Genomic DNA, 25,860 nt, shown 5'->3' with positions numbered 1-25,860 from the left:
GGAGATTCACTAGGTAGTGAAGGAGCTGCACCCGAACCTATCAATGAACCTATCAATGAACCTATCAATAAAGAAGTAGGGGCAAAAAAAGATAAGTCTGCTTTTGATGCTCTTAGTTACCCAGTGCCTAGTTTTGTTGATAAAGAAAATTGGAATGATTTTGTAGAAATGAGAAAGAGGATTAAAAAACCTCTCACAGAAACAGCTTGTAAGCGCTTGGTTAATAAAATAATCAAATTGGATGAAGATGGTTTTGATGTTAACGACTCATTGGACTACTCAATCACAGGCGACTATCAAACGGTATTTGAGCGCAAACGCAAGACAATCACTCAGGGGAACACTCATGCAAGCAACCAGTCAGCTAACAGCAAACCTCGCAGAGAAACTACAGACGAATACAAACAGCGGATGCAGCGAGAGTTTAACGAAGAGTTTGGAATCGAAGTACAGCCCGGCAGCCATACAGACTGCTACAGCTAGAGTCTTAAATCTTTTTGCAGAACTTAAAGAAGAATACGGTGCCTTATTTGACGCCAAAGATCATCGCTACACGCCAGCCAAAGCGCGTGAATGGGCGGTAGAGCTACTAGAGTCAGGCATTAACGGCGAACAGTACCAACGTGGACGCTGGCAAGCAGTCAAGCAGCAGGATTATCCCGTAGAACGCGCTTACAAGTTTATTCAGCTATGCAAACTGGGTGAGATTGATACATACCCCACAGCCAACGACGCTTTCAACACAGCTTGCCAAAATTGCGGCATGAAGGGTGACATAGAGCGCGACTGGAAGCATGAAGTGGTTTATGAGACAGCAAACCGCATTGGATGGGGAAAGCTGGCAAGTGCGACGGAGTATTTCTTCAAGACGTTTAAGCAGGTTTATGAGCAAGTAGTGAGTGAGCATAAGGCTGGCAAGACGTTTGTTATTCCACAGTCGCATCAAGTCGCTTATGAGCATACTCCGGTGCAGGCAGGTAGTGAGGCGGATAAGCGGATAACAGCGGAATTGGCAGAGTTGCGGAGGGTGGCGGTATGAAGCAGTTAACGCAAGCGGTATTTGATGACGCACCTGATTGGGTTAAGAGTGCGGCGGTTGATAGCGATGGAGCTGCAACAGGCTTTAGCTCGTACAAAAGCGCATTGAAATGCAGGTCAAGTATATGGACTAAAGGCGATGTGCATGCTAGCGAATGTGGGCTTGGATATGGCTACGACGCTACCGACTGGCAAAACAGCGCAATTGAAAGGGTTGGGCAGTGAAGAAGGACCCATCCGACTACACGCCAGGCGAGCGCAAGTTTGCCGACTTGGTAGCAGCGCTCAAGGCTGGCAAGCCGAACGCTATGATCTATCGTAAAAATTCAGCGGTGACGGAAAATGGCGATTTTATTATTGGCTTGTCGTATCACAGTAAATTACAGCGTTACTCGTGTAGTGCTATTGAGATAGACGGGGTGCGTGATAACGGGAAGTTGTGTAGTTGGGATAAAGACGGGAACGCACTAGATGACGATTTGAGTGACCTTAATATCGGTTCGGTGCATACGTCAGTCAGGACGATTTAAAAGAGCAGGAGGGTGTGAAATTGGCGCGCAAAAGTAGCAAAAGACCTTCTGGTCTGGAGCAGTTGGTCAGGGAAATCAGCGGAAAGCCTAAAAACAAGTTTAATGCGGTCAAAGAAAAGGTGGATGGCATTGAGTTTGATAGTAAGACAGAGGCTAAGCGCTATCGAGAGTTAGTGATGCGAGTTCGCGCTGGCGAGATTAAGGATTTAGAAGTTCAGCCAGTATTTATTTTGGTAAAAAGCGTCAAGTTTAGTGGCGATAAGAAAGCCACGCCAGCCATGCGCTATACCGCTGATTTTAGGTACTACGATATCGAGAAGGACGAAGTGGTTGTTGAGGATGTTAAATCTAAGGCCACGGCAAAATTAACAGATTATAGGATGCGACGGCATATGATGCTGGCATTCCACGGAATTGAAGTTTTAGAAACCTACTAAGGAGTGGTTTATGCGCAAGTTAATAAAACGGTTGTTTTGCAAACATAAGAGAGCGCAAATACATTTTGGTAATCGATTGCACTATGCAGAGTGTATTGATTGCGGCAAACGCAAGGAGTTGAACGGATGATGAACGACTTTCTGTTTGGCATGGGTTATATAGCGGTACTTGGATTGTGCTTGTTATTCATAGTATCTAAAGGCGGTGGCGAGTTATGACTGAAGAATTAAAGGCGCTAATCGAAGCGGCGAAAGCTGTCCGAAAGTCGCTAATTGAGTATGACGAAGATGAGCACGCCAGTGGTGAAATTTTTTACTGTGAAATGATGAGCGAATCGGTCGATTTATTATCTTACGCTGTAAAGGAATATGAGGAATCTATCAATGACAAGTAAATCAAAAACGCTGGCAGGACTAGGTATGCGAACACTTGATGAGTATGTAGATAGCTTGCCTGCTCATGCTGAAAAGTCAGAAGTTTGGGTAAATATAAACGACGACAGTTGCATCAATGTTAGCCATATTGGTAGTAAGTACGCTTATTACAGCGAAGACGGTAGCTCAGACAGTCACAGCATGGATATAAAGAATTTTACCGAGAATTATAGGCTGGCAGGACTAGGAAAGGAGTTAGCCCCAGCAGCTGACGACACATTCAATGATGACACGCCAGCGCAGACGTTTGGTGATATTCAGTGGGACGAAGGTACGGATGAAAAGTCAGTAAAAGTAGCGGTATGTCTTACTAGAGTGCCAAATCTATGGCGCAGAGATGACAAGAAGGTGAGAGCTGCTACCGATGAAATTACGCTACAGGAATTTATGGACGTAATGGTAGATAAGATGTGTCTTATCGGTATCGCGGGACCAGCTCGCGCAGGCAAGGACACACTCGCCAGCTACTTGCTTGATAATTTAAGCGATGATTGGTCGCGCTCATCGTTTGCTGATCCAATTAAAGAGATGCTTAGAGCTATCGGAGTGGATTGCAGCGACGATGCCAAGGCAGTGGTAAATGATGATTATGGCGTAACGCCACGTCACATGATGCAGACTCTGGGCACAGAATGGGGCCGTCAAACTATCGACAACGATATCTGGGTAAAAGCGTTTGCGCGTTTGAACGCTGGCGAGTGTGTGATTGTGCCTGATGTTCGTTTTGAAAATGAAGCGGCGCTGGTGCGAGAGCATGGCGTGCTAATTCATCTGGTCGGACGCGGCGGTATTGAAGGCAGTCACGTATCAGAAAACGCTATTGAGTTTAAACCTGGTGATATTGTGATTGATAACTCGCGTGACTTGGCTTGGTTGCATGGTCAGGTTGATGGTAATGCGATTTTGGGTGAGTTTATAGCGGAGGTGAGCGAGTGATTGTTGACCCCAACTTAAAAAGCAGCGCTATCACTAATTACAAAGGGTGTGAGATAGAAGTGGTAACTGACTTGAATGATGTTATTTACTTTAGGCAAAGGGATATTGCTGATGTGCTTGGTATTACTCGTAACGCTTTGATCGGGTCTGTTCGAGACAGGATTGGCTCAAAAACAACCGTTTATTTTATGACTAAGTATTCTGATGATTCTTGGCGCGGTAACGACCTTTATTATCACACAGGGTTTTTATCTAAGTATCACCTTATCGAGCTTATGCAGAAAAGAAAAAGTAAGGCGTCTAAGCTATTACTGGCTTGGGTGAGTGATTTTATTAAAGGAGTTGGCGAGTGAGTAATAACTATCGAATAGAGTGGGTTGTGATCGTGTTCCTGCTTGTAGCTTTTGTTATTCATTTTTGGCCTATTCCTTGGGCTGATGTGATTGCAGTGACTATAAAAGCTGCTATTGCTGTTTTGATTATGTTGGCACTTGATTTTTGGAAATAAATAAAAAGCACCCATGTTGGTCGCATGAGTGCTTTGGATGGCAAGTAACAAGGCAATGTTATCGCATGTCGATTATATATTATTTTGAGGATAAATCACATGCAGATAACGAACAAGCAAAGAGTATTGGACGCGGTTATTGATTTGCATAATAGTCACACGCGAAACACTGTCTGACATACTCGACTTAAAGCAGACGATTATTGATGATAATTTATCGTCACTCACTAATGACGGTTTCATTCATCGCGTGCAGCGCGGCGTCTATGTGCCGACAGTTGAGCACAAACCTGCACGACTGATTAGTAAAATTCCACTGCCAGACGGTACGGTAGTGATTGATATTGGGGATTCTATCGTGCTGACGCTGACCCCAAAGGAAGCTCGCACACTTGGGTCGCTCATGATGTGTGAAGCGTTGCAGTACAGTAATATTGAATCCGGTCATCATGCAGCAGTTGCTACTGCCAAGATGGATTTAGAGTTAAAGAACATGCGCAAGGTGCTAAGAGAGTTATCAGCAAACACACAGACAGCTCAGGCTGGCTTGTTTTAAGTGTTAGCCTCGAATTATTCGGGGCTTTTTTACGTCTATTGTTTACTGATTGCAGCAAAATCGCATTAAAAACGCAATTAATCACACGCCAGCTTGCACAGCGTGCGTCATCACCCCTATAAGGTTCGTACTTTTCGCGTACAGGCGCTAACATCAAGCCATATAAGGTGTTTGGAGTGCGAAATGGCGAAGATAAATAAAAAAAGTCAGTGTGATTGGGAGGAAATCGAACGCCTTTATCGCGCAGACTTGCGTACAAACGCACAACTTGCGAAAGAATTTGGTGTTCACGCAACCACGATTGCGCGTCGAGCCAAAAAACACGGTTGGAAACGTGATCTTAAAAGCCGTATTAAAGAGCGTACTAATCAGATAGTGCAAGAGCGTGCTGTGCAATCGCTGGCAAGTGACCAGATTGCGCGTGATGATATGACCATCGAAGAGAACGCCCAGCTTACTGCCAACGTCCGATTGGCGCACAGACAGAATATTGGCGCAGCTCAGGCCATGATGATGACGCTGTATGGTGACTTACAAGCACAGATTGGCGCAGACAACCGCGCACGCTTAGAAGACTTGTTTATTGCAGCGCTCAAAGCCAATGCGATTGACGAGTCCGCGCTTGAAGCATACGAGCGCGTCACATCCTTATCTAATCATGTCCGTGTCATGAAAGACTTGGCAGACACGATGACCAAGCTTGTGACATTAGAGCGCCAGGCTTACGGCCTCGATGACGTTGATAGCTCGCCCGTCGATGCACTCACCACGCTACTTCATAGCATTGCTAATAATAACGGCAATGCCTTCGGTGTAGTTAAAGCCGACCCTGAATATGAGGACACGCCTGCCAGCAATAGTATTGGCGTGAGTGGTGATGACGATGCGTAAACGTAAATTATTGCTCGAAGTCGTGTTAATGCTCATTGATGTTGCGCGTGTCGCTTATACCAAGCGCAAACGTCAGCGTGAAGGCGATAAAGATGCCTAACGTAATCCACACGACCGCCTTAAATCCACTGCCAACCGATGCAGCTGAGCTGGCAAGATGCTTAGCTGACCCTTACTGGCGCGTGTTTAGTGGCTGTCTGTATAAGATTATGATTAAAGGTGATGACGAGGAAGACGTAGAAGCCGAAAGCTACGTCGTGCCGTTTAAGCCCAATGCTGCGCAAAAGAAGTTTGTCGATAGATTGTGGCACCGTAACATCATCTTGAAAGCTCGCCAGCTAGGTTTTACCACACTTATCGCTATTCTGTGGCTTGACCATGCGTTATTTAATGCTGACCAGCGCTGCGGTATCATCGCGCAAGATAAAAATGCCAGTGAAGTTATCTTCCGCGACAAAGTTAAGTTTGCGTATGAGAGTCTGCCGACTGAGATACGTGAGCGCTTTCCGTTAAAGCGTGACAGCGCAAGTGAATTGCTTTTTGAGCACAATAACAGCTCGATACGTGTGGCCACGTCGATGCGTTCTGGCACGATTCACCGCTTGCACATATCAGAGTTCGGTAAAATCTGTGCCAAATTCCCCGAGAAAGCCGCTGAAGTAATGACTGGTTCAATCCCTGCCGTTCCTGCCAGCGGTATCTTGGTGATTGAATCCACCGCTGAAGGTCGAGAAGGTGACTTCTTCCGCTTAACTCAAGCCGCGCAAAAGCATTTCTATTCACGCAAGAAGCTCTCGAGTAAAGACTATCGATTGCATTTTTATGCTTGGTGGCAAGAAGACAACTACCGTGTCAACTCCCGTACAGTCGATGTGACCGATGAAGAGCATGAATACTTTGACTTGGTTGAGATGATAGCCAAGCGCGATATGGGTATCGATATGAAACTCGACCCTGACCAACGTGCTTGGTATGTCGCAATCAAGAACAGTGACTTTGTTGGCGCAGAAGAGCGGATGTGGCAAGAGTATCCATCATTTCCCGACGAGCCCTTCCAGGTCAGCACAGAAGGCCATTACTACGCTAAAGATATGCTTGAGCTGCGTAAACGTGGTGGCATCTGTCATATAGACGAGCTAGATATTCCCGTCGATACCTTTTGGGATATTGGTAATTCAGATGGTTGTGCTATCTGGTTTTTGCAGCACATGAATGGACAAGACCGCTGGATAAGGTACTACGAAGCGCATAACGAGACGCTGAAGCACTATGTTGCGGAGCTACGATCCTACGGCTATGTGTTTGGTCGCCACTACTTGCCGCATGACGCTGACCATCGCCGCTTATCCGATACCAATAAATCAACACGCGAGATGCTAGAAGACCTCATGCCCGGCGAAGTCTTTGAAGTCGTGCCGATGATATCTGAGCTAATGAATGGCATTCAGCAGACACGCGCCGCGATGAAGGGCTACTACTTTGATGAAGTCGATTGCCAGCTTGGGATTAAGCGTATCGAAGGTTACAAGAAAGTTTTTAGCACTAAAGACAATCGCTACACAAACAGACCGAACAAGGCGAATGGCTGCTCAGAAGGCGCTGATGCCTTGCGCCAACACGCACAAGCAAAAGAGGCTGGCATGTTAGATAGGTCAGACAACACAAACACTTACGAAGAACAAGACGCTGACGACTGGCGTGTCATGTAATGGAGAGCAAGATGATTAACGTAGCAACAGACATAAGCGCAGGCGTAGTGACTGATATAGTGAACGACGTGCCAGCTGATGACCAAACGCTTAGCTTGATTGAGTATCAAGAGATTATTCATGAGATTGAACAGCAACCGCGCTGGCGAGCTATTGCAGATTCAGAGATGGATTATGCTGACGGCAATCAGTTAGACGGTGAGTTGCTAAAGAAGCAGCGAGAGTTAGGACTGCCGCCTGCCGTTGAAAACTTGATTGGTCCCGCGCTTAGAGCGATTCAAGGCTATGAAGCGACAGTTCGTACCGATTGGCGCGTGACACCAAACGGCGAAGTTGGCGGGCAAGATGTAGCAGATGCTTTGAATTATAAGGTCAATCAAGCTGAGCGTAATTCTAAAGCCGATAAAGCGTGTAGTGATGCGTTCGAGACGCAGATTAAATGCGGCATTGGTTGGGTTGAAGTGAGTAAAGAGACTGACCCATTCAAGTACCCATATCGCTGCCGTAAGATTCATCGCAATGAAATCCACTGGGACATGCGAGCGACTGAAGCAGACTTGTCAGATGCCAGATGGTTGCGTCGTGCCAAGTGGTTACGTCCTGAGCGTATCGCGCTATCATTCCCTGAGCATAAAGATATGATCATGGATTTAGGTCGCTACGGATTAAACTCATGGTATATGTCACAGAGCTATGATGGCGGTGGTTCGACTGGGCTTGAAGGCTCGCATGGTTTTGGACGTGGCAGTACGCTGCATGAGGAACGCTGGTACAATCCGACTAATAAAGAGCTGTGCGTGTTTGAGCTGTGGTATAGACGCTGGGAGCAAGCAACGGTTATTAAGACACCTGATGGCCGCGTCGTTGAGTATGATGAGAATAATCAAAATCACGTCATGGCTGTGGCCGCTGGCTTGACCAAGCCAATCATGGCAACCGTCACGCGAATGCGCCGCGCATATTGGCTAGGACCACACTTACTTCATGACGCACCAAGTCCTTATGCTCACACTCATTTCCCATATGTGCCGTTTTGGGGATTCAGAGAAGACGCGACTGGCATTCCGTATGGTTATGTACGTGATATGAAGTACCCACAAGACAGCTTGAACAGTGCGTTATCAAAGCTACGTTGGGGTATGAGTGTCACACGTATGGAGCGTACCAAAGGCGCTGTTGATATGACAGACGCACAAGTACGTAAGCAAGCCGCACGTCCTGACGCTGATATTGTTCTTGATCAAGCTCACATGGCAAAGCCTGGCGCACGTTTTGAGATCATCCGTGATTATCAGTTGACCGATCAGCACTATCAGATGCTTGGTGAGAATAGACAGTCTATCAAAAGCACATCCGGCATTACTCCAAGTTTTGAGGGTGGCGTTGGTAGTGCACAATCAGGCTATCAAGAGCAGCAGCAAATCGAGCAATCAAATCAGTCGTTGGCTGACATGATGGATAATTTTAGGGAAGGCCGCAAGCAAGTTGGAGAGTTGCTACTATCAATGCTCATTGAAGACATGGGTAACGAGCCACAGACTGTGGTTATTACTGGTGATGCAGTCACAGAAGATAGAACGGTCGTCATCAATGCGCCTGAGCGCGACCCTGAAACTGGACAGACTTACTTGTCTAATGACGTGCAGAAGACACGCTTGATGGTCGCGCTTGAGGACGTACCAAGCACGAATAGCTATCGTGGTCAGCAGCTTAATGCGTTTAGTGAGGCAGTTAAGTCTCTACCGCCTGAGATGCAAGTCGCTGCGATGCCTTACATGATTGCGCTCATGGATATTCCGCATAAAGAAAACTTTATTGAGGATATTCGCAAAATGCAGCAGCAACAGACGCCAGAGGAAATTGAGCAAGCTAAACAAGAGGCAATCAAAGACGCACTCGCCAAAGCTGGCAATGACATCAAGCAACGTGAGCTTGATATCAAAGAGCGTAAAGCGGATAGCGAAGTTAAGAAGATTGATGCTGAGTCAGTCAGTATCGGCGTAAGTGCTGCCTATGCCGCGATGCAAGGCGGCGCTCAGATTGCACAGATGCCGCAGATAGCACCTATTGCTGATGAAATTATGATGAGTGCAGGCTATCAACGTCCTAACCCTTACGGCGTTGATCCTAACTATCCTACTGCCGACATGCCAGCACAGCCATTACCTGATGATATGGCTGGCGAGTTGCCCGAAGGTGTGCAGCAAAATACCAGCCCTATGTTCCCACCAGTACCGCAAGATGCGCCATCGTCAATGCAAGGTATTGAAACGCCAACAATTACTGACAACTTGCTAGTGGAGTGATAAACTGAATTGGTCAGCTAACGGCTTAGGTAGCTCCTAAGTCGGACACGCGCATAACGCTGAGGCGCTTGCTGACATCCTCATTCAGTGATTACTTACAGCGAGTAATGTTATGTCAGATGAAAATAAGTTGTTTACGATAAAGCTTACCGAAGACGAAGTAGATCAGTGCGTTCATGCAATAAATGAATTATGTGAAGCCTTTATTAAAGATGGGTACTCCATTGATGATGCCGGGATACAATCTTACCTAGACACAGCTAGAAAACTGAACAGTGTGTTTACTCGACCAACCACTGATACAGACCGTTTCGCAATGGGAACGCCGAGCGTCGACCATGCTGGCGAGAACAAGGAAGACAAATAATGAACATCGACTTACTTATGAATGGTCAAGCAGAAGCGGTCAGTCTGAGCGAGCAGGGCGTGGGTATTGTTGAATACCTACATAACCTTGTCAGTGGCGATAACACGCCAGCAACTATGATGGTAAACACCGCCAATGGTGAGTTGTTAAGAGACTCTACGCCTTCTGCTAATGATGAAATCCGCAATATCGCTATCAAGGATGGTGATACGCCAGCGATGGCTGGTGGTCAGATGCGCATTACCATCAACGACATTCTAACCGACAATGACGTGCTACTGTTTCGTGCCAAGCCTAAGACGCAAGGTGTGGGGATTGGTGAGGCATTGCAGCAGTTGATAGATGAGGTGAAATCATGAAACCAACATTAATCAATCAAACTGTAGCGCAGCAGTCAATCATGTACCGTCTTGATTATCTAGCCAGCCAGCTACCATCTAAGGATATGGCGATTGCACTTGGTCGGCAAACAGGTAGGGCGACAAGGTTTATGCGCTTGCAGTCGTTGATGTTAGAGATACAGCTAACGCACCAGCAGCTAGCTAATAGTATGAATAGTGAGGTCAAATCATGAGCGACGATACCGTTACCTATACCGCTAAGCTAAAGCTACCTACGCTCGAAGCCAACTTAACAAAGTATGGTGAGATACGAGAGTTAAAAGATCAGCGGATTAAGCGCACGTTCAGCGCTGGCAAGGACGGCAATCAGGTTGAGATGATACGCTTTCAGAATATATTAGAAGGCAAAGGGTATAAGACCGAAAGAAAAGACCATCATAAACTACTCATCGTGAAAGACGCTATTAGTGTGTTGCTAGTATTTCACTATCCACCTTTTTCGGATTCAACAGTCGAGCAACTTGATTATTTTTTTGATGCGTTCGGACGAGAAGTTAGAAATTATATGCAATCTGAATTTGATAAAGCATTAAAAACGAACAATGATTTTTGGACTGAGACAAGCCAGCGTAATAATATAATGCGCAGCATCAGACCGACTTACCGCGACGGTGATTGGTTCGAGTCGTGCAAGCCAGATGATCATGATTGAGGTGGAATTATGACACCCACGCAGTATGCTATTACTGTTGAGTCTGAGCTGTCCTATTGTGGAAATGGTAAGTACATAGCTAAGGCTAGTGGTGGTGGCGAAGAGTGTTTTTATGAAGATTACACCGAAGGTAGGGCAAGGAATATAGCTAGAGCTAATTTAATTGCACTACTTGCAGCTAACGATAGAAGCAACAAGGCGAATTGATTATGCAGAACATAGAGTCCATCAATCACCCAAGAGACGCTATCAACAAAGAGCTTTACGACAAGTGCATGGATAGGCTAGCTGGTCGCGATAATATGGAATCGCTACTCAATGATATAATGAATATGCCTATTAGAACCAATACTGGCGCAGAATTTTTTATAAACACTAAGGATATTGAGTTTAGATTTGAACCAGAGCCTTATAAACACCCTGCGTACTTAGATAGATCCTATATGATTAGTATTGATGTGACCCAATTACCGTGAACTTTTTAGTGAGGTAGTGATGGATAAGTATAGAGAGTACAACAATTGCATTTCACTTAAAGAGCGTGATATTGCCGATATCATAAGGAAAGCTGAAGAATGTTATTGCGATTACTTTCTACAGCTAACCTTGCAAGGTCGCGGTTTGTGGATAGGATTTAAAGAGCCGTTCCACGCGGACATTAATAATCTCTATGCGCTGTACTACAAAATAAGAACTCGCAAGGGTAGTCTTATTTACGCTTGCTTGGGATTGTGGAGAGACAAGCCTAGCGCTACTCAATTGCACCTTGCTCTTATGGGTGTAAACGCATCTGTGGACGCTGTTATAAATAGCGATGAAATGATGGAGTTTATGCACATGGGCGAGTCTAGCTGTCTAGTATTGAGGCACCCGACACATCAACATAGCTTTGAGAGCAACCTACCAAATTTCGTAAACTACTAACCAACCAAAGAGGCAATACTTATGAGCTTAACAGCAGAGCAAACACTAATGCATGAAGTAGTAAACCGCATCGCTGATAAATACGTCTACGATAAAACTGATCAGATGATTGCGGACGCAGAAAAAATCACCACTGCTATCTTGAATTACACCAATGACAGCAAAGATGACGCTAGCAAATAACACTAGTCAGCCTTAATACTCCAAACCAAAACCACCCTTCGCGGTGGTTTTTTTGTGCCCGAAATTTGGCTGGCAAGTCCGACACCCCTATAAGGTTCGCATAAAAGCTTGTATCCCATTAAATTGTTATCAAGCCATTGCTAGTGGCGAAACCTGTTTTTTAACGGTAGCCCTCCGACATGGGTAAAGGACAGATTAATGACAGTTGATGCAAATAGTTTTATTGATGACAGCTTTAATGACGGCGATTGGTCGCCTCAAGACGCAGCGCGATACTTAGAAATGAGTATGAATGGCGATACCGAGCAATCGGAAAGTATCGACACGCCAGCCGATACCGCAGCAGATGAACAGACTACTGAGCCTGAAGATAAGGATGACACGCCAGCCACAGAAGCCCCCACTGACACGCCTAATGACTCGTCGAACGATGATGTTGAAGGTGAGAAAGTGGTCCTCGCTCGTGATGGCGTACATACCATTCCCTATGAAAAGCATGTCGCGTTACGTGAAGGTGAGCGTGCAGCAAAAGAAGCACTAGCTGCTGCCAATGCTGAGTTAGAGATTCTACGCAAGCAAAACCAAACGCCTGCCACTGTTGTACCTACGCAGCAAGAGCAGGACATTGAGACGGCACAGGCCGCAATCGATGCTGGCGTGAACCCTGACTACTTTGGAGATTTCTCTGAAGAGGCTTTGGCAGAAGGTATTAACCGCTTGATTGATGAGCGCGTGAAAGCTCAGGTCGATGCACAAGTTGCTCAAGCGTTGCAGCCAATGCAAGCACGCGAGCAAGAGAGTGCAGAAGCCGCACACTACCGCACCATTTACGAAGCTCACCAAGACATTGATTCCATCTTAGAAAGTGGCGAGTTTGAAACGTGGAAAGGCGCACAGCCTACCTATGTTCAATCCGCACTTGATGGCGTATTAGCTCAAGGTACGGCTGAGCAAGTGGTCGAGCTACTCAATAACTATAAGCAGTCAACCAATAGCACCGCCGAGCCTGCCAAAGCCGATAAGCCATCGACTGATGACTTAAAAGCCAAGGCACGCGAGGCAATCAATAATGCAGCGCCCCCAATTCCTGCCAGCCTAAGCGACATACCTGGTGGTCATAAAGGCGCGACCAGTATCACTGAACAGATGGACTCTATGTCTGGGATTGATATTGCTGACGAAATGATGAGCTGGTCCGCTGAGAAGCGCGAGCAATACTTAAATAATCTTTAGGAGTGGCATAGATGGCTACCAAAACCCACGCCCCTTATGGCGATAAGAAAAACATGGTCGTACAAGCCGCTGGCTTGTTTGCGGCCCACATGCAGCGTAACGGCACGATGGCGAAGCTAACAGGCAAAATGCCTAAAGGTACAGCTGGTGCTGAAGCGACTATTCGTAAACAAACCACGCAGCACATGCCGATTGTCCAAGTACAAGACTTGGGTAAAGGTACTGGCGATGAAGTCACCTTTCACCTTCTCAATCCAGTAGGTGCTAAACCTATCATGGGAAGCAATTTTGCTGAAGGTCGTGGTACTGGCATGTCGTTTAGTGAAGACAAGCTACGTGTCAACCAAGCACGTTTCCCAATCGATATGGGCGATGTGATGACTGGTATTCGCTCGCCAGTAGATTTTCGTGCGATGGGCCGACCAGTAGCAGAAAGTCTAATGGCTCGCTACGTTGACCAATCGCTACTCGTTCACATGGCTGGTGCTCGCGGTTATCAAGACAACATTGAATGGGTTGTTCCGACTAAAGATGATCCGAAGTTTAAAGAGATTATGGTCAATCCGGTCAAAGCGCCTACTAAGAACCGTCACTACTTAGCAACTGGCGATAGTATTCAGCAATTCAAAGAGACTGGTGGTGAAGTTGATATCACCACAGCTGACGTGCTGAAGATGGACACCATGGACTCGATGAAGTCTTTGATGGACCAAATCGCACTACCACCACCTATCGTTAAGTTTGAAGGCGATGTGATGGCAGATGACGCGCCTCTACGTGTGTGGATGCTCTCGCCAGCTCAATACAACAAATTCACCACTGACCCACAGTTCCGCCAGTTCCAAGCGGCTGCTTTAGCGCGTGCTGCCCAGGCTGCTGGTCATCCGTTATTCCGTGGCGAAGCTGGTATCTGGAATGGCTTTTTGATGATTAAGATGCCACGTCCTATCCGCTTCTACGCAGGCGATGAGATGCAGTACAGCACCTCGTACAACAGCGAAGCAGAAGCAAGTGCCAAAGTACCAGATTCATTCGGTGAAAACTTTGCCGTTGACCGTTCGCTTATCTTAGGCGGACAAGCAGTTGCCGAAGCAATGGCAGCTCACAAAGGTTCTGGAATGCCGTTCTTCTGGTCAGAAAAAGAGCTAGACCATGGTGACAAGGTTGAGCTGTTGATCGGTGCTATTCGCGGCGTGAGTAAAATCCGCTTCGACGTGGACACTGGCAATGGTCACGAGTTTACCGACTACGGTATCACAGTCGTTGACACGGCCGTTGAATCGTTTGGCCGAGGTAAGTAAGGCTATCTCTAGGTGCTGGCACGCCAGCACCTAGACTTAATTCATTAAATAGGAGATGGCCTTATGGCTACTATTAAGACAAACAACAAAGTGATGACTCACTTTTATACCGTCACTTCCCCTTACGGCAATAGCACTACTCAGGCTTATTACCTGAAGGCTAAAACTGGTGGCGTGATTGAAAATGCTGATTCAGCTACCGCGCCAAAAGCTGGTGACGTGATTGATTTAGGCGAGCTATTAGAAGGCTGGTGCTTAACGGACGCGCAAGTCTTTATCACTAAAGGTCTGAGCGCAACCGTCACCGGTAGCTTAGGTTTTGCTTATGAAGATGGCGAAGATGACACAGACGTACCGCAAGATGCTGAATACTTTATCAAAGCTGGTGCTGACCTTGCTACTGCTGGGCGCTTACGCGCTGACGGCGATAACTTGGTTATTTTACCTAAGCCTGCGCGTCTAATCCTAACGCTGGCTGGTGCTGCTAATGCAAAAGAAGCAGATATCAAAGTCACGGTAACAGGCGAGCTGACCGGCTATCGATAAGCCTGGTCAGGAATAAGAAGTCTAACGATAACAAAAATAGGCTGGCTGGTTTCAGTCAGTCTATTTTTTTAGGAGCAAACCCGCGATGAGCAAACCAGATGAAGTATCAATTAAGTACATTGGCAAGCGTGAGCCGTGGCATGACCGGCTTTACCGCACTGGCCTTGTCTTTGATTGCAATCAAGTTCGCACTATCCCTTGGGATATGGCCCGTAAGTTTTTACGTCACGAAGACCTATTTGAAAAGGTGGATGATGATGCGAAAGACAAGACCGATAAAGCGAGCAAGAAGTCAGAGGCTGATAAGGCGGATGATGATAGTCAGGCGTCTGATGACACGCAAGCACTGCTTGATGAGCAAAAAGCTAAAAACAAAGACAAAGACGATGAGCAGCGTGAGCTACAAGACTTGTATGACCAAGTGAGCGTGATGGACAAGCCAGCGCTTAAAGATTTTGCGATGACGCACTATCAGCAAAATACCAACAACTCAAAGTCGGTTGAAAATATCCGTTTGGATGTGACAGCCATGATTGATCAGTTTGGAGCACCGTAATGATTTTGTCTGAATTGATACGCAGATTCCGCGTCGCAGCGTTTGATAACGAGCAGCCGTATCTATTCGCTGATCAAGACATTACCGACTGGCTAAACGATGCGGTCAAAGAAGCGGCTATTCGTGGTCGCTTGATTCATGAGTCGAGCAATCCGCTGGTATGCAATATCGCAGTATTACCGACAGTCGCAAGTCATCCGCTGCATGAAGCTATCTATGAGATTGATTCATTGCATTGGGTAAGCGCGATATCTCCTGAACGCGCTGAGCCTATCTATCTGACTTCACAAGAAGACATGGCTGATATCTGGCATGACTGGCGCACACGCGACTATGACACGCCTGAATATGCCATTCAAGACGATACCAGTATTCGCCTCGTGCCAGCGCCTCGTGAGGCTGGCTTGCTGCATATCGAAGGCTATCGCATACCACTTGCGCCTATGGTGCTTGATACCGATAGACCCGAGATTAACATCATTCACCACGAGTACCTTATTCAGTGGGCGTTACATAAAGGCTTTGGGATTCCAGATTCCGAAGTTTTTGACATGAATAGATCCGCCTTGGCCGAGCAGGAGTTTACGGATTACTTCGGTCAACGTCCTGATTCAGACTTACGGCGTATCACACGCGAAGACGTACCCCATGTGGTCAAGCCATTTTGGGTTTAACTTAATTAAGAGAGGGCCTTATCATGGCTAATACGCTATACGATGCCGCACGTAAGCGGTTCTTAGAAGCACAAATCAACTGGCAGACAGATACCATTAAGGTGTTGCTTGTTGATACTGGCGCTTATACGCCACAAACCACCACGCATGAGTACCTATCGGACATTTCAAGCTCAGCACGTATTGCTGGACCAGTGACGTTGACCAGTAAGTCAACCGCAGGCGGTGCCGCAGATGCCGCAGACGTTACCTTTACCTCGGTAAGTGGCGCGAGTATTGAAGCTATTGTCATCTTCTCAGACACGGGCACAGAAGCGACCAGTCCATTAATTGCTTATATTGATACTGCTACCGGCTTACCTATCACACCGAACGGCGGTGATATTATTGTGACTTGGGATAACGGTACTAACAAAATCTTTAAATTATAAATGTCGCATTTTAACGGAGTTCAACATGGCAGCCATAGCGCAAGTAAGTGTCAAAGAATACGATACGATAGATATTAGCTGTGAGTATCTTGGCGATAACAGCAGTCCTATTAGCTTGCAAGGCATTGATGTATTCTCTGATATAAAGTCTATGGCTGGAAAGCTGGTTGCGAGTTTTACCGTCACGATTGACGATGTGCTAGCTGGCAAGTTCACGCTAACGCCCAGTGTAGGTCATATTGATGTAGGGTTTTATCAAGTAGACATACTGTTTGTTAGTATTACTACCGGTCAGCGCATATCAAGCGAAACATTTAGACTGAATATCGCCAGCGCCATTACAGCGCCAAGACCGTAGGAGTATGTCATGGCAAAACTAATCGTAAAAGTTAATACCTACTCGCCAGCAACATCAGTTGTTAATAATACGCAAGTTATTCGTATTAGTGTTGGCAATATCATCTTACCAGCCTCAGGCGATGGGGGCAGCGGTGTTATCGATGTATCAAGAGCTGCTGAAAACATCATTACCAAAAAGATAGATGGCATCTATGCAACTGTAGAAAAGCCTGAAAATATATTAAGTTTTATTGCTGCGATGGATGCAGCTATCAATTAGAGGATTCAAAGATGGCACAGTATTACACTAAGCAGCAATCAGACGGGCAAGCCGCAGTTATCGGCGCACGTATTAAGTCAGCAACCAATCCAGCAACGCTAGCAACTAAGATTGATGCGCTACCTGATCGCAATCTCTTAACCGATGCAGAGCGCACCAAACTATCAGGTTTAGAGGGTTCTAAGTTTTTAGGTACGTTTCTAACATCGAGCGCCATACCAACGGTAGGCGCTGTAGCAGGTAGCTATGCTCACGTTGATGCTGGAGTTGGTAGTGATATTCAACTATGGATTTATGATGCTAATGATAGTAATTTTGTGCAATCAGGATCATCGTCTGGTAGTGAGACAGCGGCTAGTATCAAAACTAAGTATGAAAGCAACGCCAATACCAATGTTTTCACTGACGCTCAAAAATCAAAGCTAGACGGCTTGATTGAAGCGACCGATATTACTGACTTTACTGCTGCATTGGACGGAGCGCTTGCGTAATGACAACCATCTATACAAAAGAGCAGATTGACGAGCAAGCAGCAATAACCGGCGATAGAATTAGCAGGGTAGGAACGCACAACTCTAGCAGTAACTTATTTGAGCTACAGGACGTTCAAGGTGAAACAGTTGCCTTGATTGATAGTAGTGGCGCACTAACTATTAGCGATGTCATAACAAATGAAGGCTCATTTAATGCAATGTCGTCAAAGTCGTCAAGCGACGCAAATATAAGCCTACTTAAAATAACTGACTATGCGATTGCTGCGCGTGATGACGAGCCGCTACTATTAACCACCGACTTATTTACAGCAGCCGAGTTATCAGCGGTGTTTGCTTTTGGTGTTAGCTTATGCCGCATAAGTAAAAAAGAATACTTAGCATTTTGTGAGTCGAGAATGGGCGGTGATTTTGGCGTTACTAAGATAGTCGCTAGAAGGCTAATAGTTAACTCAGATTACACAACAGCACTAGGCGCAGTGACCACTGTTTGCGACACAGGAATTGAATTAGGACAACCATACTCATCATTAAATCCAGCAAGCATCAAGGTTCTTAGTGGTGCTCATGCAGGTCGAGTATACTTATATTACATCAAGACGTTTTATAATAACGATAGAAACGAAACTTTTTATAAATACTCAGATAACGATGGCGTTACATGGTCAGAAGAAGTCTCCATGACGCCATTTATTCCAAAAATGAACGAGTGGAAAGTCGTTGCTGTTGGTACAGGTAAAGCTATACAGTTGCGCTACGGCACTAACGCAGGTCGGATAATCCTACCATGTTGGCGTGGAGATGCTGCTTACCCATCATCGCAAGCTGGGCTTAAATCATTTATCTTATACAGTGATGACGGAGGTGTTAATTATACTGTGGGCGCTGAATCCAATATTGCTGGTTCAAACGAGTGTCAGGTTGCAGAGTTAGAAAATGGCGACATATTATTGCTTGCTCGTGACGCCACAAACATCAAGAAAACCGAAATATCAAAAGATGGCGGTATTACACTACAAGACCAAAAATCACTAACTAATATACAAACAGATAAGGTTCAAAGCGGTCTGTGCCAGTTTAAAAACAGCTTTGACTTATCTGTACCAAAGCTAATTATCAGCACACCATCAAAACCATGGTTAAGAGAAGATATGGCGTTATATGGTAGCTACGATGGCCGTAGTTTTAGCCTATTAAAAGTGATTGACACAGGCGTAGATTCGTACAGTGATATTCTACCCATAGATGAAAGCCATATATTGGTTGCTTACAGCAAAGGCGATGGTGGTGCTCCCGATAAGAAAATAGTCACAACTATCGTTAATTTAAAATCATTATTCTTAGGGGTTTGATATGGCACTTGTATTAAAATCAAATCGAGTCTTTTCTGGCGAGTTGGTTAGCGATTTACGAATCTACAAAAAAAGAGTGTTAGCTGACGGCGGTGAAATTAAAAACGAAAAATCGCTTAGTGATATGTTTGCGTTTTGTCGGCATAACGACTTGAATGCCAATAACCTATTTAGCGCCACAAGCCCTACATGGGGTGTTAAGCTGTCAGGAGGTAATGTTGTTAAGATGTACCATCTGTTTGACGAGACGGGCGATATGTCCGTTGACTCAGGAGCTTACCCACTTAAAAATAAAGGGGGCGGCGTCTATGGCTTCACTTCAAGCGGTTCGGATGTTAATAAATTCGCAGCGATAGGTAATATTGGTGGGCATCATCTATCTTATTTTGCCACAGTCAATCCTACGTTAAACTCTACAGGGTATGGTTTCTTGACGCTTATGTATTCACCAAACCCAAGCGAAAGGGGTTTGCTAGTAACACGCGACCACAACTTAAATATATTCAACTTCAATGGATATGGGCGCTCTGAGATAGCAGGGGTTGCTGATAAAAATAATGTTGGTTGTAGCATCAACCCTATAACCGGCTTGACTGCATATCAAGATGGATTGATTGTGGCAAGCGCACCCGTTTCAAGCCTGCCAACACAATACGAATTTAATGTTTGGTTGGCTCGTTCTGAAGTCGATGGTAATTGGTTTGGAATGAAAGGTGATTTTTACTTAAATATTATCGGTAGTGGTTTAAGTCAATCGCAAGATAAGGCAATATCAAAACTTACGAGCCAGTTTATCTAACAAAGCGTTAAGCGACTAACATATAAAAAAGGGTTTATTATGGCTAATTTGGATAGGTTAAAAAGTGCAAGCAAGAATAAACCACCTACTCAGACTGCTGGCGTGTCAGGTATCGACGGATATGGCGGTATGGGAGAGGCGCCTGAGCAGTCCATACCTAATAATACATACATCGACTGGTTTAAACTTGTTGACTTGCCAGCGTTTCAGATGTTCGTCGCTGAGCAATCAGGATTAACGCATGGCATAACCATGAGCAACTGGATTAAAGAAAGACGCGCCACGTTAAGTGATAGCGTACTTTACGATCAGTACGCAAGCTGGCATGAAGACAAGGGTTTATGGGTTAATGAAACACCTATGGGTGTTATTAAGAGGTAGGTATGCCACAAATTAAAGGTATTGCCCAGCGTTACGATGGCGGTCGTGCAGATTATGTTCTAATTTTTGACTGGGTAACAGGTCGCTGTTTAAGTACAGTGGTTCCTAGTCGTGATGGGAGTTGGAGCTATACTTACTACTCAAACATAAACTGCGGAATCACTTATGTGTCAGATGGTTGTAAGCCTGTAACACACGGCAGTTATTATTTCGAGGTTGATATACCTGTAGACACAATACTGCATTATTCATTTAATGGGGATACGTTGGATTATTCTAACAACATGAATAATGGGGTTACGAGTGGTGATGTAAGTTTTGTTGAGGGTAGGAAGGTTGGAACGCAGGCAATAAGGTTTGAAAATGGCGTTGTAAAAACATCTAGTGTGATGGCTATCAACAGCGGCAAACTCACAATAAGCTGCTGGTTGAAGCTAGAGGATTTTATTAGTCCGCAACAGCTGTTTGTTGGCGGAGACATATCTTCGTCTATTGACGGCTCTTACTACATAATAGCCAATAACACCGCTCCGCCTAGTTTAGATGTTATATCAACTACAGGATCAAACGCGAGAAACCACGTAAAGACCGCAAGGTCTTTGCAAGATGGTTGGCATCATTTGTTTATTGCTATAGATAGATCTACAGCAGAAGTATCCAAGTTGTTTGTTAATAACTTAGAGGTCGCCCTAGAGGATAGGTTGGTGGCTGAGCAGGTCGGTAACTTCGGTAGCTTTATTTTAAACATAGGTAAAAACGATGGATCTTACCCACTTAAAGGACTGATGCAGGATTTGCGGATTTACAATAGATTGCTAAGTGATACTGAGCGAACGAAGCTTTTTGATGAGTAAATTATGAATTACGTGCCGCCCGTCTTGCTTGATGTGGTATTGCAGCCGCAAGACCACGAGTCACCATTGCCACTTAACGTGGTCCTCTGCGAACTAGGTTCTGCTCGGTATATTGGTAGCACTGGGTTTTCATCAAGCACAGTATCTCAAAAAGCGCTTTTAATACAAGGTGTATCGCCTAGCGACTTAGGGTTGGTTATTCTTGAGCGGCGCGATGTTTATTCTGATTTTATATGGGGTGTTATACTTCGCAAAATAGGCGAAGTTAATGTTGCGATAACTGTAAGCGCTTACGGTTTTGTTGATCAAGAATTTGGTGTGAGCTTCTTAGAAAGCAGCGTATGCCAAGTATTTACTAAAGGCATAGAGCCAGCATCTAGGGTTGGCTTGCCAGCCTTAAAAAACCAGAATCAGTATATTGCAATAAGTGGTTTTAACTCGCATGCGATGGGAGCACATGAGGCATGGTTTAGGGTTCGCATCGCAAATCCTGCATCATGGCAATCATCTGGGTTTTCTTTAGGTGCGACTGTCACTCATGGCGTGCGCGAGATAATAGGTCAGGGGTTTATCCAGCAAGGTTATGGTGTTGCATGGCTGAGTCGTGGCGTTAGATTGCTAGAGCCGCAATCCATCTATAAAGAATATCCAAGCAATCATTTTGTAGGTCGTCATCAAGAAATAAAGCCAGTTGGCTATATTGCCACACTGTTTGGTACGCGCATTATTCCTGAGATACAGGGTGTTTACCCACTAGGCTTTGCTGGCGTGTTTGGCTTAGCGCTTGCAGACCTAGCAACCAAGTACCTGAAGCCTAAGGGCTATCTAAGCGCAGGTGAGCAACCAGCATTTAGATGGGGCAGACAGATTGTTCAAAATTCCATCCAGCACATTACCCAAAACTATGATGGCGATAATGGATTGGTGCCGCCTAAATGGTCCGACTGGACAGCGATAGAAAATAGAGATAAAACGATAGGCGCTATTGGTACGCCTATGCAGCGTTTTGGTTATGCTCAGATAGATAACAATGCAAGGTTATTAGAGCCGCAAGGATTGATAGCCACACGTATCAATAAAAGCATGATTGCTTATCGAATACGCTACCTACCACTACAAGGCATTGAACAGCCGTACATGAGCGACTGGCTTGTTGTGCATAATGCAGCGCGAGTCATCAAGCCAGCTGGCGAGGTGCAATCTTTATTTGGCAATGCTGAGCTAGTTAAGACGAGGCGATACCTTGACCGCATAGGGCGTATTGAGTCGCAAGAGTTTGGGCTTGGCATGATTGCCTACCGCATACGCACGCTAGAAGTTGAGAAGCGCTATAGCATAGCGCCGCCTATTATTAGAATGCCTACCGTGGACCTATACACAAGGTATGTTGAGCTCAACGGCTATAAAACCGCTAAGTATGGACTTGCTTCACTATCTATTCATTTTAGAATTATCACGCCACGCTGGACACATACCGAAAAGTCAGGCAGCCCGGCAATAAAAAATGTCACGCCTGAGCTGCTAACACGAGGGCATGATAGTAGTGAGTTTGGACAAACCAACTTACGGACACAATGGCGTAACGTGGTGGCTCAAGGTGACGCCTTAACCTTGTTTGGCAGCACCATGATAACTGATACCAAACAACATATATCAGTGCGTGGCTTTATTGACAGCCTTGCCAGCCAAAAGCATGTTGTTACACAAGGCGAGTCTGCGCCTTACTCACTACAATACATTTACTTAAATGATGAAAACAATAGCAATAACGGTCAAGGCAAGGGTATTTATCAATTCGCTGCTGGCAGACCAGCCTTAAACCAAAATGTTTTATACCATCGTGGGCATAGATCATCTAGTTTCGGCACTGCATTTATGTGGAGCAATAACATTGTGGTCGATAGTGGTATCGCTATCGATGGTGTGCCCAAGACGTTAATAGTTAGTAATAAGAACAACATCATATCGCTTGATGGACAGGGTATGTATTACAAGATGGTCGCTGGCACGCCACGAGTAACGCCACATACTATTTACGCAACTACTGAAGCGAGCGAACAGGCGCAAAGGAATAACCCGGCGATAGGCAGATTACATAAAGTTGGTGAGGTTAATTACGGTCATGCCAGCTCACGAGTCGGCAGTCCATTTGTGGAAAGCACGATACGCACAATAAGACCGTACTCATTTTATTCTTCTGAATATCGCATAGGTAGGCCGTCATTAGACCTATCGAAAAAAGTAGTAAGCGTAAACGGCTTTAGGTTATCGCGCTTTGGCCTACCAAGCATACCGTTCACCTTACAAACGATAGGCTTACGCGCTGGCATCTACGGCACATTTTTTGGTGCAGTAAAATTAACAAGACCGCCGTACACCGGTCCTCAATATATTGACCTAAAAGGAGTGTATAGCACGCTGTTTGGCGCAACTTACGCTGACAACTATGTGCGCTATCTCAATGCGCGTGGCAGCGACAGCTTAGTTATGGGGCAGTCACAATATCCTGACACGCCGTTTATGTGGCAAGGCTTGCGTATCGGTGAGCGCGTGCCGCTAATCATTGGTGCTGGTGACACCTCGCGTCATGGGCTTACGTGGATTAGCTTGCGTGTGCGCGAGATTGGCGCGGAGGGCTTTAATGCGTTCAGAAGTGAGTATGAGCTATCAAACTTTAAAGAGCACATGACGGTTAAAAATGCAGATAAAAAACCACCAGTTGTAATGCGTATTGAAGCCACAGGCATTAACCCAAGCAACTCTATTGGTTATCAAGATGTTAAACTTGGTCAACACTATATCAGACCTGACGGTAACTCAGACCAATTCAGAAAAGGAGGCTATCATGCCTAGTCAAAGTTTTATGCCCTGCCGTGGTATCGATAACACCTCAGAAGACGCCGCGATGGTGCAAGGTGGCCGTGAGCCGTTTGTTTATATGCGCGATGTGGTGAACGCCAATGTCACGCCAGCTGGTAAGCTCGATATGATTGCCAGCGGTGGCAAGGTGACAGGAAGCACATATAAAAACCTATGGCAAAGTCCATTACATAAAGACGTTTTTGGGCTATACGTCAATGACTGGGTGAAGGTAAAGATAGATGGTAATAGTTGGTCGCACGAGGTACTAGCAACTATTGGCGATAGTGATGTATGCCATGCTGTACTAAACAACCTGGTCGTGGTAGCTGGCGCGCAAGGCTTGTTCACTTACGATGGTCAAACGTGCCAACCTTTAACGATTGATGCGCCGCCAGCGCCTATTGCTAATAACAATGTAGAGAACACTCAGTCAGATTCAAGAAGCGTGGCTATATCTTGGCTGCGTGGTTCGATGGAGTCAAGCTTATCTGATTATGTCACCGCTGGCGAGTCGGCTGATATTGTGCTGCCAATGGTTTTTGACCCGACGGTGACTGGCGTGAATATCTATGCGACCAGTATTGGCGGTACTGATATGCAGTTGGCTGGCACTAGAGATAGAGCAGCGAATAACTTTGCAATCACTAAAGATCATAAGCTTGGTATGGCGGCGCAGTTCGCCCACTTATCACCCATGCCTACTGGTAAGTTTCTATGCTACTGGCGTGGTCGTTTAATTACTGCCACAGCAAACGTGATACGCTTTTCTGAACCATTGGCCTACCACTTGCACGATGAACGCCATGGCTTTATTCAAACCAGCCAGCGCGTCACCTTTGTTCAGCCGGTCGAGAATGGCTTATGGGTTGGTCAGTCGGACCATGTGATATTTATTCAAGGCACCAGTCCTGACGATATGGCAATCTCCATCAAGAGCGCGCAAGCACCCGTACCAAATAGCGCAATACAAATTCCAAGCAATGATATTGGCGAGGCGGCAGAGGGCGGCAGCTTAGTAACTGTATGGCTGGCAAGCAATGGTTATGTCGCTGGTAGCAGTGCCGGGCAGATTGTTGAGTACCAAGCTGGACGCATTAGTAATATCAGCGCGCAGTCCGGCACTACTGTAAGGTTCGACCGCAGGCTTGTCACAGCGGTAAACTAATCACGGTTAACCAAATTGTCAAAGGAGACAAAACCGTGAAATCACAAAAATCATTAAACCCCTTCTTAGCGAGCGCATTACTAGCAGCAGTAAGCGCCAAAGACTACACAAATAACGAAGATGGTAGTATTACCACCGGACAAGGTATTACTGCCAAAGGTGAATACTATGACCGCATTAATGGCGGCGAGTGGACACGTACCGAAAACCTTATCCCAACGGAAGGTCTGGCGCACATTCTAAACGTCGCGCTTGGCACCACGCCAAAACCTGCCAGCTATCATCTGGCGCTATTCTCAGCAGCAGCGCAGCCAGCCGCGAACTGGACGGCCGCAAGCTTTGCCAGTACCGCAAGCGAGATTGTCAGTATGACTGAAGGTTATAGCGCAGCGACACGGCCAACGTGGACGCCTGCCAATACCGCCACCAACTCAATCGATAATATGGCCGCCGTCGCAAAAGTCACCATGAAAACTGCCAGCAGCTTAACGGTGCAAGGCGCAGCTATGCTGACCAATAGCAGCAAGGGCAGTACGGCTGGCGCGCTAATCAGTGCCAGTAAGTATGCAGCGCCTCGCGTCTTCCAAGATGGTGATACTTACGAGATTGGCTATCGCATCAGCTTAACTGTGTAGGTGAGTTATGCACCAGCCGCGCCCTTATGGGTTACATGCTATTGGTTTACCGCTTACCGAGCGCGACGAAGCTTTTGTTGCCTCGGTT

General features: G+C 45.9%; 35 protein-coding genes and 1 pseudogene. All 36 read left to right on the top strand.

All coding sequences use genetic code 11. From position 1 onward, the window contains the following. Positions 1-483 (top strand): annotated as a pseudogene (locus V7D75_RS09265) (hypothetical protein); the annotation flags it as partial. Continuing rightward, positions 437-1,039, top strand: coding sequence for a hypothetical protein (locus tag V7D75_RS09260; RefSeq protein WP_333614334.1), 603 nt, complete (start codon positions 437-439; stop codon positions 1,037-1,039). The pseudogene V7D75_RS09265 and the gene V7D75_RS09260, both read left to right, overlap by 47 nt. Beyond that, complete coding sequence (locus V7D75_RS09255; RefSeq protein WP_333614333.1) at positions 1,036-1,263, top strand: hypothetical protein; 228 nt, start codon at positions 1,036-1,038, stop codon at positions 1,261-1,263. The genes V7D75_RS09260 and V7D75_RS09255 overlap by 4 nt, the downstream gene beginning before the upstream one ends. Further along, complete coding sequence (locus tag V7D75_RS09250) at positions 1,260-1,568, top strand: hypothetical protein (RefSeq protein WP_333614332.1); 309 nt, start codon at positions 1,260-1,262, stop codon at positions 1,566-1,568. The genes V7D75_RS09255 and V7D75_RS09250 overlap by 4 nt, the downstream gene beginning before the upstream one ends. Positions 1,569-1,582: 14 nt before the next feature. Then, entirely contained in the window at positions 1,583-2,005 is a 423-nt protein-coding gene (locus V7D75_RS09245; RefSeq protein ID WP_333614331.1) for a DUF1064 domain-containing protein, read from the top strand. A gap of 215 nt (positions 2,006-2,220) precedes the next feature. Next, the gene (locus V7D75_RS09240) at positions 2,221-2,400 is read left to right on the top strand and encodes a hypothetical protein (RefSeq protein ID WP_333614330.1); all 180 of its coding nucleotides are present in this window, start codon (positions 2,221-2,223) and stop codon (positions 2,398-2,400) included. Next, the gene (locus tag V7D75_RS09235) at positions 2,390-3,376 is read left to right on the top strand and encodes a deoxynucleotide monophosphate kinase family protein (RefSeq protein ID WP_333614329.1); all 987 of its coding nucleotides are present in this window, start codon (positions 2,390-2,392) and stop codon (positions 3,374-3,376) included. Before V7D75_RS09240 ends, V7D75_RS09235 begins: the two co-directional genes overlap by 11 nt. Next, a complete protein-coding gene (locus V7D75_RS09230; RefSeq protein ID WP_333614328.1) occupies positions 3,373-3,729 on the top strand; it encodes a BRO-N domain-containing protein in 357 nt (118 codons plus the stop codon). The genes V7D75_RS09235 and V7D75_RS09230 overlap by 4 nt, the downstream gene beginning before the upstream one ends. Continuing rightward, entirely contained in the window at positions 3,726-3,884 is a 159-nt protein-coding gene (locus tag V7D75_RS09225) for a hypothetical protein (RefSeq protein WP_333614327.1), read from the top strand. Before V7D75_RS09230 ends, V7D75_RS09225 begins: the two co-directional genes overlap by 4 nt. 139 nt (positions 3,885-4,023) lie before the next feature. After that, entirely contained in the window at positions 4,024-4,440 is a 417-nt protein-coding gene (locus V7D75_RS09220; protein ID WP_333614326.1) for a hypothetical protein, read from the top strand. 183 nt (positions 4,441-4,623) lie between these two features. Next, on the top strand, positions 4,624-5,331 hold the full coding sequence (locus V7D75_RS09215; RefSeq protein ID WP_333614325.1) for a hypothetical protein: 708 nt from the start codon (positions 4,624-4,626) through the stop codon (positions 5,329-5,331). 92 nt (positions 5,332-5,423) lie between these two features. After that, positions 5,424-7,040, top strand: a complete 1,617-nt coding sequence (locus V7D75_RS09210) for a terminase (RefSeq protein ID WP_333614324.1) — start codon at positions 5,424-5,426, stop codon at positions 7,038-7,040. A gap of 11 nt (positions 7,041-7,051) precedes the next feature. Next, positions 7,052-9,346, top strand: a complete 2,295-nt coding sequence (locus tag V7D75_RS09205) for a portal protein (protein WP_333614323.1) — start codon at positions 7,052-7,054, stop codon at positions 9,344-9,346. Positions 9,347-9,458: 112 nt separating this feature from the next. After that, positions 9,459-9,713: a hypothetical protein gene (locus tag V7D75_RS09200; RefSeq protein WP_333614322.1), complete on the top strand. Its 255-nt coding sequence runs from the start codon at positions 9,459-9,461 to the stop codon at positions 9,711-9,713. Further along, on the top strand, positions 9,713-10,072 hold the full coding sequence (locus V7D75_RS09195; RefSeq protein ID WP_333614321.1) for a hypothetical protein: 360 nt from the start codon (positions 9,713-9,715) through the stop codon (positions 10,070-10,072). Before V7D75_RS09200 ends, V7D75_RS09195 begins: the two co-directional genes overlap by 1 nt. Next, a complete protein-coding gene (locus V7D75_RS09190; RefSeq protein WP_333614320.1) occupies positions 10,069-10,287 on the top strand; it encodes a hypothetical protein in 219 nt (72 codons plus the stop codon). The genes V7D75_RS09195 and V7D75_RS09190 overlap by 4 nt, the downstream gene beginning before the upstream one ends. Further along, positions 10,284-10,766: a hypothetical protein gene (locus tag V7D75_RS09185; protein WP_333614319.1), complete on the top strand. Its 483-nt coding sequence runs from the start codon at positions 10,284-10,286 to the stop codon at positions 10,764-10,766. The genes V7D75_RS09190 and V7D75_RS09185 overlap by 4 nt, the downstream gene beginning before the upstream one ends. Positions 10,767-10,775: 9 nt before the next feature. Beyond that, entirely contained in the window at positions 10,776-10,973 is a 198-nt protein-coding gene (locus tag V7D75_RS09180) for a hypothetical protein (protein WP_333614318.1), read from the top strand. Positions 10,974-10,975: 2 nt separating this feature from the next. Beyond that, positions 10,976-11,242 (top strand): hypothetical protein, encoded by a 267-nt coding sequence (locus V7D75_RS09175; protein WP_333614317.1) that lies wholly within the window; start codon positions 10,976-10,978, stop codon positions 11,240-11,242. A gap of 469 nt (positions 11,243-11,711) precedes the next feature. Then, a complete protein-coding gene (locus tag V7D75_RS09170; protein ID WP_333614316.1) occupies positions 11,712-11,873 on the top strand; it encodes a hypothetical protein in 162 nt (53 codons plus the stop codon). Between the two features lie 198 nt (positions 11,874-12,071). Continuing rightward, positions 12,072-13,106: a hypothetical protein gene (locus V7D75_RS09165; protein ID WP_333614315.1), complete on the top strand. Its 1,035-nt coding sequence runs from the start codon at positions 12,072-12,074 to the stop codon at positions 13,104-13,106. 11 nt (positions 13,107-13,117) lie between these two features. Beyond that, positions 13,118-14,407 carry a N4-gp56 family major capsid protein gene (locus tag V7D75_RS09160; RefSeq protein ID WP_333614314.1) on the top strand — a complete coding sequence of 430 codons (1,290 nt, stop codon included), beginning with the start codon at positions 13,118-13,120 and terminating at the stop codon, positions 14,405-14,407. A 63-nt stretch (positions 14,408-14,470) separates the two neighbouring features. After that, entirely contained in the window at positions 14,471-14,953 is a 483-nt protein-coding gene (locus V7D75_RS09155; protein ID WP_333614313.1) for a hypothetical protein, read from the top strand. A gap of 85 nt (positions 14,954-15,038) precedes the next feature. Continuing rightward, positions 15,039-15,509, top strand: a complete 471-nt coding sequence (locus V7D75_RS09150) for a hypothetical protein (protein WP_333614312.1) — start codon at positions 15,039-15,041, stop codon at positions 15,507-15,509. Next, a complete protein-coding gene (locus V7D75_RS09145) occupies positions 15,509-16,183 on the top strand; it encodes a phage adaptor protein (protein WP_333614311.1) in 675 nt (224 codons plus the stop codon). The genes V7D75_RS09150 and V7D75_RS09145 overlap by 1 nt, the downstream gene beginning before the upstream one ends. Positions 16,184-16,206: 23 nt before the next feature. Next, positions 16,207-16,614 (top strand): hypothetical protein, encoded by a 408-nt coding sequence (locus V7D75_RS09140; RefSeq protein WP_333614310.1) that lies wholly within the window; start codon positions 16,207-16,209, stop codon positions 16,612-16,614. Positions 16,615-16,639: 25 nt separating this feature from the next. Then, entirely contained in the window at positions 16,640-16,972 is a 333-nt protein-coding gene (locus V7D75_RS09135; RefSeq protein WP_333614309.1) for a hypothetical protein, read from the top strand. 9 nt (positions 16,973-16,981) lie between these two features. Continuing rightward, positions 16,982-17,233, top strand: a complete 252-nt coding sequence (locus V7D75_RS09130; protein WP_333614308.1) for a hypothetical protein — start codon at positions 16,982-16,984, stop codon at positions 17,231-17,233. An 11-nt stretch (positions 17,234-17,244) separates the two neighbouring features. Beyond that, a complete protein-coding gene (locus V7D75_RS09125) occupies positions 17,245-17,724 on the top strand; it encodes a hypothetical protein (protein WP_333614307.1) in 480 nt (159 codons plus the stop codon). A gap of 134 nt (positions 17,725-17,858) precedes the next feature. Further along, the gene (locus V7D75_RS09120) at positions 17,859-19,076 is read left to right on the top strand and encodes a sialidase family protein (protein WP_333614306.1); all 1,218 of its coding nucleotides are present in this window, start codon (positions 17,859-17,861) and stop codon (positions 19,074-19,076) included. 1 nt (position 19,077) lies between these two features. After that, a complete protein-coding gene (locus tag V7D75_RS09115; RefSeq protein ID WP_333614305.1) occupies positions 19,078-19,875 on the top strand; it encodes a hypothetical protein in 798 nt (265 codons plus the stop codon). A gap of 39 nt (positions 19,876-19,914) precedes the next feature. Beyond that, on the top strand, positions 19,915-20,256 hold the full coding sequence (locus V7D75_RS09110) for a hypothetical protein (RefSeq protein WP_333614304.1): 342 nt from the start codon (positions 19,915-19,917) through the stop codon (positions 20,254-20,256). A gap of 2 nt (positions 20,257-20,258) precedes the next feature. Continuing rightward, entirely contained in the window at positions 20,259-21,110 is an 852-nt protein-coding gene (locus tag V7D75_RS09105; protein ID WP_333614303.1) for a LamG domain-containing protein, read from the top strand. A 3-nt stretch (positions 21,111-21,113) separates the two neighbouring features. Further along, complete coding sequence (locus V7D75_RS09100; protein ID WP_333614302.1) at positions 21,114-23,963, top strand: hypothetical protein; 2,850 nt, start codon at positions 21,114-21,116, stop codon at positions 23,961-23,963. Beyond that, positions 23,956-25,137, top strand: a complete 1,182-nt coding sequence (locus V7D75_RS09095) for a hypothetical protein (protein WP_333614301.1) — start codon at positions 23,956-23,958, stop codon at positions 25,135-25,137. The genes V7D75_RS09100 and V7D75_RS09095 overlap by 8 nt, the downstream gene beginning before the upstream one ends. A 35-nt stretch (positions 25,138-25,172) precedes the next feature. Further along, positions 25,173-25,772 (top strand): hypothetical protein, encoded by a 600-nt coding sequence (locus V7D75_RS09090; RefSeq protein ID WP_442968945.1) that lies wholly within the window; start codon positions 25,173-25,175, stop codon positions 25,770-25,772. Positions 25,773-25,860 lie beyond the last annotated feature (88 nt).

It is taken from the genome of Psychrobacter sp., from assembly GCF_036731945.1.
GTDB lineage: Bacteria > Pseudomonadota > Gammaproteobacteria > Pseudomonadales > Moraxellaceae > Psychrobacter.
Note: the sequence above shows the minus strand (reverse complement) of the source record. Positions and strands in the feature narration are given on the sequence as shown.